The 11,924-nt window shown below is 47.5% G+C and carries 5 protein-coding genes; all 5 read right to left on the reverse strand.

The features are described from left to right. Window position 1 precedes the first annotated feature (1 nt). The 5 genes from Q0628_RS02975 to Q0628_RS02995 all read right to left on the reverse strand — a co-directional run bounded on the left by Q0628_RS02975 (window position 2) and on the right by Q0628_RS02995 (window position 11,891). On the reverse strand, window positions 2-3,772 hold the full coding sequence (locus Q0628_RS02975) for a UvrD-helicase domain-containing protein (protein WP_298768090.1): 3,771 nt from the start codon (window positions 3,770-3,772) through the stop codon (window positions 2-4). Window positions 3,773-3,780: 8 nt separating this feature from the next. Beyond that, complete coding sequence (locus Q0628_RS02980; protein WP_298768091.1) at window positions 3,781-7,545, reverse strand: exodeoxyribonuclease V subunit gamma; 3,765 nt, start codon at window positions 7,543-7,545, stop codon at window positions 3,781-3,783. 26 nt (window positions 7,546-7,571) lie between these two features. After that, the gene (locus Q0628_RS02985; RefSeq protein ID WP_298768092.1) at window positions 7,572-9,905 is read right to left on the reverse strand and encodes an ATP-binding protein; all 2,334 of its coding nucleotides are present in this window, start codon (window positions 9,903-9,905) and stop codon (window positions 7,572-7,574) included. A gap of 108 nt (window positions 9,906-10,013) precedes the next feature. Next, window positions 10,014-10,673: a hypothetical protein gene (locus tag Q0628_RS02990; RefSeq protein WP_298768094.1), complete on the reverse strand. Its 660-nt coding sequence runs from the start codon at window positions 10,671-10,673 to the stop codon at window positions 10,014-10,016. Between the two features lie 207 nt (window positions 10,674-10,880). Beyond that, on the reverse strand, window positions 10,881-11,891 hold the full coding sequence (locus Q0628_RS02995; protein ID WP_298768095.1) for an expansin-like protein: 1,011 nt from the start codon (window positions 11,889-11,891) through the stop codon (window positions 10,881-10,883). Window positions 11,892-11,924: the final 33 nt, after the last annotated feature.

Below are 11,924 nucleotides of genomic sequence, written 5' to 3' on the forward strand. Positions count from 1 at the left end.
TCTACACCTTCCTGCTTTTCATCAAGTTCTTGACATTTTCGTAAGCGGATTTTAGAGTCGCATAATCCTTCCATGTCTGGGCATAGATTCCACGATTACTCTGTCCATCAGTCCCTCGGAGGAACGCATAGTAAATGCCTCCAAAATGTTTACTGAAAATTTCTTCTTCCATCAAATTTTCCGCAGTACCCTTGCCGTAGAATTGCTTCAACCACTGGATCAGGCAAAAACTGTACAGCACGCGCTGAACAGAATACTCCTCATCCACTTTTTTCTTGACAGAAGAATCGTCGTAGGCTTCAAGCATATCCGATTTCCAGTCCAAAATGGAGTAATATTTTCGTCCATCGATTTCGCGGACGAACACCAAGTCGATAAAGCCCTTGCACAGCCGACGCAATAATTGAGAGGCTGTTTTTTCTTCAGAACATTTCGTTTCGTCGTTCGAAAAATCGGCATTCAGGCCAAACTGTACTTCGGGTTTATGACTTTCTAGCGGGAGCGATACCAATTTTACAGGTTTCCCGCCCGTAAACGATCCGCCGGCAATTTCGGGAAGTTCCGCATTTAATGTATTCCACATAAACCGACCAACAACCTTATTCCATTCTGGATGGCTTGCGATGGGGAGTGAAACGGCCTTGAATTCCTCTTCAACCGCATTCAAGAAACTTGGCGTCGGTTTTTCCAAGATGTCTTTAATAGTTTTAAATTTTTCTCCGAATTTCTGGAAGCGGGTTCGTTCCAGGATATTATGCAAAGCATCGCCAACCTTGCTTCCGCGCGGGAATTTTTCGTCGACATCATTCAAAAGAGCAGTCTCGGTACCGACAATATCTATAGACGGCAACAAGGTGACGACTTCGGGATCTACTGCATTTATCTTAACATCCTCCGTTAATTCGGAACGATAGTCTGAAAATCCAGATTCATCCTTGTCGGTGCGAGAATCATCGGCTTCCGCCACCACCGATTCACCACGGCCAGAAAGAGACGAATAGGAATACTGCATCATCGCTTTGCCAGGAAGTTTCTTCTGCAAAGCGGACATTCGTGCAAGAGCTTCCTCCCTTGCCTTAGTGTAATCGGAATTTTCTGCAGGTTTTGCCAGAATTTTAACTACATCCGCATACTTATCGGCAGGGTCCCACTGGCAGTCTGTAACAAGGTCTTCAAGGGGTGCTTTTGATTCGGGGTTGCGATAGTCCTCAATCGCATTTTTTAGAAAGGTGTATTCCGGTGCCGCGCTACGCCCCGTTTCATACCACTTTTTATACTGAGGCAAAACAAGGATAGATGACGCTCGCGTGAAATCCACATAGAATAGGCGCTTCCATTCTTCCAACTCTTCTGCCTTGCGAGCGCTTTTCGCTTCCGAACCAAAGCCCATGTGTATTGAATCGTCTTGAATGTTATGGTAAATATACGGGGGTGTAGTCTTGTCATTGTATTTTTTGTAACCCGCAGCCGAAATAACCACCGGGAATTCAAGTCCCTTGGATGCGTGAATCGTCATTACCTGTACAGCATCGAAATCGGTGCCCTTTTCGACCAAGTCTCCATTTTCGTCATCGGCAACTTCCTCATAGCGAGCAAGTCCTTCTAGGTGTCTAACCAAATCGTCAATGGAACAACGATGATTGTACAGGTAATCAACGGCATAATTTCCAATCTGTCGCAGGCGAGTCATGCTCTGCATTGTCTTGACATTCATCAGGGTCTGTTCGATACCCGTATCTTCGTAAATTTGCTCAAGCATTTCTGCATAACGGAACTTCAGTGCAAGCGAACGCCACTTGGCAATTTGCATTCGTTCTGCATTTTGTGGGTTGTCGAACTCCTTGCTTTCGGCATAATGTAATTCCAGAAGTCCGTCATGGGCGCCTGCCTGCGATATAGACTGTTTTGCCTTTTCGGAAACGACATCCTTGAAAAAATCCGTTATCAAGACTTCGCTCAGCAACTGTCTATTCCAGGATGAAAAATCGGGAGCGTTAATTGCGCGGAAAAGAGCGATCCATTCGGCACATTCACGGCTACGGAACAGGTTGCTTTCCTTGTAGCGCGTATAAGGCACACCGACCGAGCGCATCGTCTCTTCAAAGATTTCCATTTCAGGACGCGAACGCGCTAGAATGGCAAAATCCTTAAAAGTCACATTCTTGTATTCCGAATGACCATCCTTGTTGGCGTCTTTGTCAAAAACCCGCAACACGGTGTTTCCACTTTCATCGCGGGAACACCATTCGATGATCTTCGCGACAACTGTCTTTGCATAATTTTCGGGAGTGATTTCAGGTTCACTCAGCCAAATGGAATTGACATTTTGACCAAGAAGAAGAGGAGGAGCCTTCTTTTTATCGGCATTTTCACCTTCGGGAGCATAGGACTTACTAAAGTCCACCAATTTCGGCTGATTTTGTGCAGGCGTAAAGTATTCTCCACGGAACAAGACGTTACACCCGTCAATAACTCCGTCCGTTGAGCGGTAATTATGCTCCAAGGGCATCCCCACACCTATTTCATCAATAGCCTTCTTGTAGACATTGACATCTGCGCCCTGAAAGCTGTAGATAGACTGTTTGGGGTCACCAACCACAAAGATGGAATGGTTTTCTACACATTTACCATCTTCTTTCAGGAACACCTGTCGGAATATATCCCATTGCAGCTGATTTGTATCCTGGAATTCATCAATAATTGCATACTTGTACTGACTCCGGAGTCGCATCTTGAGCAAATTATCCGAAGCAAGTACTGCCTGATGTACCGACAGAATCATGTCATTGAAGGATTGCAGCTTGTTTTCGCACTTATACTTTTGCCAGGTTTCAAAAACCTTGGGAGTCCATTCAACAAGGAATTTATTTTTTAAAGCGTTTGACACTTCTGCCAAATACTTGTTGACATTTTTTATGCATTCAAAAGGCTCTTCCAGATCACCACTGAACTTTCTGAAAGTCTGTCCATTGTACAATTTCTTTCCGGGAAGCCACTGTTGAAGTTGCTCTGTAAAAACTTTTGCCTTTTCATCTTTTTCCGCGGTACGTTCAAAAGCCTTGACACTTTCTGCAAAATTAGGGATGATATTTAAATCGTTCAACTTTCTGGCGTAAACTATTTGACGCACCATGTCTATGGACACATCTTCATCACCCAGTTTCGGCAACTCTACATTATCAAGTTTTACAATTTCGTTTCCGTCCGAATTCATTCCCTTGTACAGGTTTACGGCATTTACAAACCGTTCCTTCAAATCGTCCATGAAGGTCGAAGTCTTTTCGGCGCCCAAGACCAAGGCCTTGAAATCCTCATCATCTTTCCACTTATCGCGAATGAACTGTTCTACCAAATTTATGACCGCACCATCATCGATCATGGACATATCAAAAGATCGTCCCGCATCGTAGGCGTATTCCTTCAGCGCTTTCTGGCAAAACGAATGAATCGTGAATATTGCTGCATTATCGACATCCTGGTAAGCCTTGCGGAAAAGGTTCAGCTGTTTTTCCGTCAGACGGGGCATGGTCTTGTCTATGGTTCCCTTTTCTAGCACCTCGTCTATTTTTTTGCGGATTCTATCCTTGAGTTCACCGGCAGCTTTTTCGGTATAGGTGACAATCAGGATTTTTTTGAGAGGAGTCTCTTCGGCAATCATCTGCGCCACCATCAACTGGATGGTGTAAGTCTTGCCAGTACCCGCGGAGGCTTCGATATAGAGGCTATTTCCCGTCTTAAATTCGCTAATTTTAAATTCATTACCGTTGCTCATGTTCACCTCTACTTTTCAGCCTTCTTGGATCGGGTTGTTTTCACTTTTGCAGGCTTTTCATCTTTCGGTTTTTCGGGCGTTTTGTACTTCTCAATCTTAATAAGATTTTTCATTTTACTAACGGCAGCATCCCATTCGCCTTCAAATTCTTTTGCTGAAAATCCAACATCCGTTAGGGGATTAAAAAGACTTTTCTTGTCGAAATACGCCCATTTCCCATGCTCGCCAAGCAACTCGTTCCTATATTCAAAAATAGTCTTGTCTTCGGTTTTCTTAGGCCAGCCTTCCAGCATGTCGGCCGGAACGGATTTACTATATGGGAAAGTCCTGTTTTTTTCGTCGCCAAAAGCCTCCGCATAAATTTCTTCCAATTTATTCGTGGCTTCATGCGGAGTCATCGTGACGCTAGTTTCAGCAGGACCGTTCTTGCCTTTGTCACAGGAATAAATAGAAATTTTGATGGTCTGTGACTTTTCTGTCAAGGAATCATCCTTTACACCCTTGTACGCAATCAGCGCCAAAGCCTTGATGTATGGCGACATGTACTTGCCAAATGCAATATCGTCCTTGTTGGATTCAGAAGATGTCACCTCCATGATCTGCGTTACCTTTTCGAGCGAGTTTGAATTCGCGTTGCACCAGTCCAATCTTCCCGACAAGGACCAATGGGTTCCATCGGTACGGGCAAGTTGCAAGTCCTGAATTTTTCCGCCAAAGCTCCATCCAGTCGAGAATTCTCCTTTCGCCTTGACTTGGTCAATAATCAGTTTTTTCTTTACATTCAGCAAGTCAAGCTGCTTCTGTCCAAAGACGTCTTTGGGCATCTTGCCACTCAGTTCCAGATCTTCCTGCAACTTTTCAAGTTCTTGCTTTTCGCTAGTTGTCGTTCCTTCAGATAATTCTGCAGCGACCATCTTCTTTAAAATCGAAGCTACATCCAGATGATTAAAGAAAACGGGTTCGAAGAGTTCCTTTTCGACATCTTCATCATTCTCTTCCCTAAGCATTGTGTCAACGCGGAATTCAAAAGGATCCTTCAAGAACGAGGCCAACGAATAGAAGCTCACTCTTTCAGGAATCTTTACCAAATATTCCTTTGGCTTAGAAATTTCCTGGTAAAGTTTTTCCTGGACGAATGTGCGGATTTTTTCAAGCCGATCCTCTTCACCCAAGTTCATCCATTCGTACGCATTTCTGTTTCTAAGGCTCCGGGGCGTCCATAATTCATCATAATCCCGATTTTCGTCAAGCGAAATTTCTTTTTCTTCCCACTTAGGCTTTTTTCCGTTTTCACCTACAGCTGCAGAATTCTCAATAAATTTCCGTAAATCGATCACAACAGAAGACGGATAGAATTCGGCGTCCTTTTTAAGATCACGATTAACATAGCTCAAATGGAAACTATCGCTTATACTCATCAGCAAACACAAAAAACCGTAGCGGTTGCGAGCTACCGGGGAATCGTCGCCGGGCCATGGGTAACAGGACTTTCGCAGGTCAAGCGTATTTCGTTGACGAGATCCCGGGAAAGACATTGCATCGGCTCCAATAAAGAAGAGATGCTTTGCAGGAAGAATTCTGTTAGGCGCAAACTTCATAAAGGTGATGCCGTTCACGAACAAGTTTCCACAACTGTACTCCGTTCCTTGAGCAGCATACAAAAGGCTCTGTTCCACAATTTTCATCGAAATGCTGTCCGACCCAGCTTCCATTTGCCAATGTAGTTGTTCCAGGCCCTCGGCAACGCGTTTGTAGACAATCGATTCACTTTTTAGAGAATCCGATACATGGCTCAATGCAATCCATTTATCCAGATATTCCGAAAGCAGTCCCAAGTTAGTACAATCCTGCTTGCCGAATTCGATCCATTTTTCCAAATCTTCGACACATTCTATGAATCGGCACAGCGAAGCCTTGTTTGAACAAGCCATATCGGAATAAGGACGTAACTTTTCGGCTTCTCCATAAGCGAAATCTTCCGCAGTCATCTGCGACAGCAGCAAGCGGCGAACCGTCTTGCTCCAGTCTCCGCCGTTTTTATCGCGACATCGATAGGTATTCGTGTCAGACACCCACTGTTGCCAGGCATCGACTTCGTCATTCTTGATTCCGCGTGCAGACTGCACAACCGGATTTCGTACTAGGGCGAAAAAGTCGGGTCTTGTCACGGTTCTTTGATTCAGAATCGCAAATAGGCTCGCTAGTGCATTTTCGGTAAGTGAATTCCTGGCAGGCGAATCAACAATCGCAAATGGGACATGCAAAAAACCGTTTTCTTTTTTCGTTCGTTCATCAGGTTTGGCTGCAGTCTGGTCAAAGACCATGCTAATTGCCGTGCGATATTCGTCTAAACACGGCGATACAACAAGAATGTCCTCAACGCGGACTTTCTCGTCGTCTAGTAGCGCACAAATTTGGGTATGTAGGTTTTCAATTTCGCGAATTCTGGTGGGAGCCGCAGTCACGTCAAGCGAGCCGTCTGTCAATTCCGGCAAATTTACGTCGCGGAGCGATTCACGATGCGCTACGGAATATTGCACCTTGTGTAAAAGGCTGTCTTGCGGTAAATCGGATTTGCCCGTGCCCTGAAAGTTGAAATCGTAATCTGAAGCCTGACACCAAAGTTTGATATTGTCCCTGCCGGTTCGTCCCCAATTCAGAAGCAGTGCGTTTTCCTGGTCGGCTAAAGCGCTTTCCGGAATGTCTTCGACATCCGTCACGGGATTCTTTTCTGGATTATCAACAATCTTCTGGACACTCATGCGCTCCTTAATGCCGGACATATCCGCATTTTCTGCAGAGTTCCATTCACCGTCCTTTGAAACATTCCATGATCTACACACATTTCTGTTATCGTGGACTGATCCCAAATCCTCCCAAAATTCCATACACGGATTTTGGATGTAAGCAAAAATTTCGTGCTGTTCAGCAAATTTTTGCAAAATTACGCGATAGAACTGCCCCATTCCCGAGAGACCAAAAATGAAAACAGGAGCCCCGTTCAGTTTTTTCTCAAAAAAGGGTTTCTCGCCTTTTTTTTCGCGTTCTTCGCACAAACTGAAAAGATATGGAATTGTAAGATAGTCAATCTTCTGTTCAATTTCAGTTCGCCCCTTGCGTTGGTTTTCTTTTTCAAAAACCCGTGTCAGCAAGGATTTGTCTTTTCCATGGAAAATGGCTGAATAGAGTTTCTGCTGCCAAGCTTCACGCTCAACGATATCGTCTGCATTGTTGTTTTCTGAAAAGAACGGTCGCAGAGCTCCGTCTTTCCATTTTTCTAAAATGCCAGGAGCGTCTCCTTTCACATTTCTGGCAAAGCCTGCCGGTCGACTCGTTTCGTACTCGAGGAACAGCGACGCCATTTTTGAAGCAAAATCAAAAAGACAATTTTCATCCAAATTGCCGTTTTCGCCACTAAGGTAGCGACACACCTCAGGCGCCAGCGTTTGCCAATGCTTTTTCGTTGAATCAAGTTCGTCTTCTTGGCTCAAATACGCAAGAATCACATTACGGACCATATCCGCCGAAAGCTTGAGTTTCGTGTCATCTTCCCCCACCAAAATATCAAACAAAAACCTGTCAATGGTACTCTTGTTCAGGTTGGCGAGCACACCCTTCTTCTTCATCCAGCGCAGGCGGAACCACTGTTCTAGTTTCGGGTCCGGGAATATCACGACCGGGGCATTGAACGGGTCGGTCCAGGCGGCTGTGAGTGTATCAATCATTTCATCAGCGAGATTTTCCAGATTCAGGGCGAATTTTAAGTGTAGCATATTACGAATATATAAATGTGAAAACTTTACAGCCCCATGGTACGGCCTTCGCGGCCGTCCTTGTAGGCTATTTCGGACTTGAGCGCCTCTAGGATGACGCCATCGGTGAGTTCGCACTCGTCGTAAAAACGGAGCGTGGCATAGGCCGCGTTGAAGTCGCCCGGAGTGAGCATGCGCATGTTGCGGGCTGCGTCGGGCATCTGCACGGTGGGGAAGAAGCCCTTCCACAATGCTTCGATGCCTTCGGGCTTCAGGTAGCCGAACTTCACCTTCAGCGCGAAACGCCTGCGGGACGCCGTATCAAGTTCCCCCTCGAAGTTCGTTGCCGCTATGAAGATGCCCTTGAAGTTCTCCATTTGCGTGAGCATCTCGTTCACCTGCGTTACTTCCCAGTTGTGGGTGGCGCCGCTACGGTCGCGGATAAGACTGTCAGCTTCGTCGAGGAAGAGAATCGCCTTCTTCTCCTCGGCATCCTTGAACATCTTGCGGATTGCCTTCTCCGTTTCGCCCACGTAGCAGTTCAAGAGATCGCTCGTCTTCTTGATAATGAGATTGCGGTTGAGCGTGCGCGCCAGATGCTTCGCGAATTCCGTTTTGCCGGTACCCGGTGCTCCGTAGAGGAGCATGTTCAGGCTGTCGGGGCGGTCGCCTTCCTTCATGTCCTTCCATTTCGCATCGAATGTACTCAGAACCTTCAGGATTCTTGGCATGTCCGCATCGGTATTCAATGCATCGAGAAGGTAGCGCGGGGCGCGTGTCTCCTTGTCGCGATTCACATATTCCGTGTCTAGTTTCAGGAGCTCGGCCTGCGCTTCCGCGATGGTGCGGATTGTCTTTGCCGGGTCTACCTTGCAGCCTGCGTCCAGCAACTTCTTGGTGCCGACAATCGCCTGCGTAATGCCGCCTGCCGTAATTTGGAGCTCGGAGGCGAACTTCTTCATGGTTTCTTCGGGAATGATGTCCTTTGCTCCCTGCTCGCTCACCACCGATTCCCATACCTGCGTACGCCTCTCGGCGTCGGGGCGGTCGAAATGGATGGAATAGTCAAAGCGGCGCAGCGTGCTATTTTCGATCCAGTTCACCGTATTCGAAATCCAGATGACGGGTACCTTGATTTGCTCCAGGAAGAAGTTCAGCGCACCCTTTTCGCAGCAGTTGAGGATTACGTCGGCCTCGTCGACTAGGAGGATCGCCTTCTTCTTCTGGTACTTGGTGGCTGCGTAAAGGATGCTGCCCATACGGCTACGTACCACCGAATTGTCCTTGTTTTCGCGATGGGAGCCTTCGGTGCTGATGTTGGTGAGCACGAGCGGGCGATTGAGTTCCTTCGCGATTGCTTTCGCAAGTTCGGTCTTGCCGGTGCCTTCGACACCGTAGAAGAACATGTTCAGGCCATTGCCTACCTTGTTGTGCTTGAGCATGTTGAAAGCGAGTTCCACCTTCGGATTCTTGCGGCAGAGCTTCTTGAACGGTACGCAGTTGCTATCGTAAACCCGGAAGTAGAGACTGTCGAGATCACTTCCCGAATGACCGTCCAGAAACATGCCGATGCGCTTGGAAATGTCGAGATCGTCGTCCAGGATGCTCATTTTCTTGAGCGTTCCCCTGTTCGAAACGGTATTCTCGAAATCGACATTCGGGTAAAGCTGCGGGAAAATGTCCGGAAGGGTCGCGTTATGGAACCTTCGGGAGCCCAGCATGTCTAGAAGGGAGCTACACTGCTCCTTGTTGAAAAAGATCCACGAGAACATCAGGATTTCCATCTCATCGTCGTTCAGGTTGAAAGCCTTCTGCACGATGTTTAGGCGCCTGAAATAGCCGTCGTCAACTTCGGAATTCTCTTTCAGGAAGTTTTTCAGTTCGCGCATGGCGCTTTCGTAGAACACCTTCTGCGAGGAAATGTCGAAAATTCCCTCGCCGCACAGGTAATTGCGCACGAAGTCGCTGATGTCCTTGATGGAGCACGACCTGTCGATGACATCGTTGAAACGCACGACAGCCATTTGGCGCCTCTGGTAGGCGACGCTCATTTCCTCGCTGTCCTCGTTGCAGCGGAGCCTCTTTCCGGCATAGGTCACGTTCGCTTCCTTGACGAAGGATTTCTTCTTGGAGATGGGAATCCGGTCTTCTTCGGCGTTGAGCCTTTCGAAGTGGTCCGAGAGGTCCTTTAGTACGCGCGAGGCGCGTTCTTTCGGGAAAATGGCGATGCAGTCATCCGCATCGGGAAAACTCTTGCTAATCCGCATCATGCGGATCCAGTATTCGTAGCTCTTGAGCGTCACAAAATCGAGCGATACCTTCTTCTCGATATTTCCGGCGTGAAGCGAGCTCAGTACACCCTTAAAATAATCTTTTCTCATAAATATCTCCCACCATATATCGTCTTTTTCAACGAAATCGTAAAAGATATCGCATTAATATTTCTTTATGGATTCAATATACAATATGTTTGCGACAAATAATGTCATTTATTGATTTTCCTGAAATTCCCTCAATTTCAGTTCCGAAATCATCTTTTCCAGGCTGCACTGTTCGCTCACCTTGCCGAAAACCCTCGAGGAAAATGCCTGCGAGACCGCCGCCTCTTCGTTGTCGAGGGTGATTCGCACTTGCCGGACATAGTCGCCAAAGGGCCTGCTACGGATCCCGTGAGTCTCGTTCTTGCAATGCGGGCAAATGGCCCCCGCGACGGAAATTCCCGTAAGCGGGGAACCGCCGAAGGAACGGATGTAGGCTGTATTGCCGCAGCTGCAATTCACCTTGTATGTCGCCGTTCCCCAAATTCCGAGAAGCGAGCCGAGCGTGATACCCACCGTAACGGGAACCCCGGCTGCACAGAACTTTCTTTGCATCGCAATCGGACCGATATAGGCGCCGCCTCCACGCAGCGCGTAATGCATGTCAATTTGGGCATACCGGGGCGTTTTCATGATTTCGTCCCGATGCCGCATGATTAAGTCGAGGTTGTCGAATAGCAACTTGCGCTTGCGATCCAGCCGTTTTTCGAGCCACTCGAAGTAAAGCTTCTGCTCCGATTCTTCCTGGTTAATGGCGTCCGTCGCGAGCGATATGCCTTCTTGCTGGCGCTTGCAGAACTGAGCGAACCCTTCCCTGACGACTTGGGACATAAAAATCTCCTTTTTTTGCCGGTTTTCGGACGATATTGACAAAAAAGCCCCTTTGGGGCAATCATTCAACTTTCGCGGTCTTTTGTATTATGCGTATATATAAATATATGCATAGTTATTATCAAAATGCAAGGAGATTTTGTAAAAGAATTGTCAAATTTTTGTTGAAAGTTCTAATTGAATGTTGTCGCCTTCGTTATAAAAACACTATTCCCGATGCTCGTGCAGGTACAGGTTCGCTTCGGGCACAGCGAGGTCGGAGCCCTTGATTTTCCATTCGTCATCGGTGCCTGTGCGGTAGCTGACAACGACACGGTAGCGGTTGTCGGTCTGTAAAACCGTCTCGGGGACGACCCAGAAGTTTTCGGCACCGTCAAACAGCTTGAGTTCATGGTAATCACGGGTGTCTATACCATTAATCGCGATAGACTTGACCATGTCTTTCGGATTTCGTACCTGAACAACGCCCCAGAAAGCATTTGCTCCGTCCTTTACGAACAGCGAAGTAGAATCGCCCCACACGCCGTCTATGCCTTCGCAGCTCACGAATTCCCATTCGCCGTAGTAGCGGCCTACCTGATTCCCCATGATGTCTGCGGCAGGAGCGCCGCCCAGGTCCACGCCACAGTTTGCGTCGGGACAGCGGTCGGTAATGCGCACGGTCACCTTTTTCCAGCCGTCGGGTGTTTTCGCCTTCACGCGGACGCAGCCGCCGCAGGCAAGGCCGTCATTCCACGGACCCAAATCATCGCCGGGGGAGACGTTTACATGGATTGCTGCGTAGTACTGGATGTTTGTTTGTCCGTAATTACAGGCGCCACCGAGGCTCGTTTCTTTTTCCGTAATGCTCCCATAAGTGGTCACGGATCCCTTGCCGCCGTTTTCGGTAAGTTCGGGATCTGCCGCGGTGTAGCTGTCGCAAGCGGTACACTTGCCGTCGTCACCACCGCTATTGTCGGATGAGTAGGTCTCTTCACTCGACGAAGATATCACCTTTATCACGGACGAAGAAGACTCTGGTTCAATGAATGCAGAAGATCCTGACGGCGATTCGGAAGAAGTCGCTGCTTTTTCAGAGGAACTAGAACCTTTGGCGGGTTCCTTGGTTTTTTCGGATGACTCTTGATTTTCTGCGGAACTGCTCGAATCGTCTCCGCAGGCGACAAAGCCTGCGCCTACTAGAGCGCAAAAACATAAAACATGGGCAAGATTTCTCATATTTAGCAATATAAAAAAAGGAAATCCCGGCGC

The organism is uncultured Fibrobacter sp., assembly GCF_937877005.1.
Taxonomy (GTDB): Bacteria; Fibrobacterota; Fibrobacteria; order Fibrobacterales; family Fibrobacteraceae; genus Fibrobacter.

Bases quoted from the DNA above. Each gene is read 5' to 3' on its own strand.
- Q0628_RS02975 (WP_298768090.1), bottom strand. From the start codon at position 3,772: ATGAGCAACGGTAATGAATTTAAAATTAGCGAATTTAAGACGGGAAAT.
- Q0628_RS02980 (WP_298768091.1), bottom strand. From the start codon at position 7,545: ATGCTACACTTAAAATTCGCCCTGAATCTGGAAAATCTCGCTGATGAA.
- Q0628_RS02985 (WP_298768092.1), bottom strand. From the start codon at position 9,905: ATGAGAAAAGATTATTTTAAGGGTGTACTGAGCTCGCTTCACGCCGGA.
- Q0628_RS02990 (WP_298768094.1), bottom strand. From the start codon at position 10,673: ATGTCCCAAGTCGTCAGGGAAGGGTTCGCTCAGTTCTGCAAGCGCCAG.
- Q0628_RS02995 (WP_298768095.1), bottom strand. From the start codon at position 11,891: ATGAGAAATCTTGCCCATGTTTTATGTTTTTGCGCTCTAGTAGGCGCA.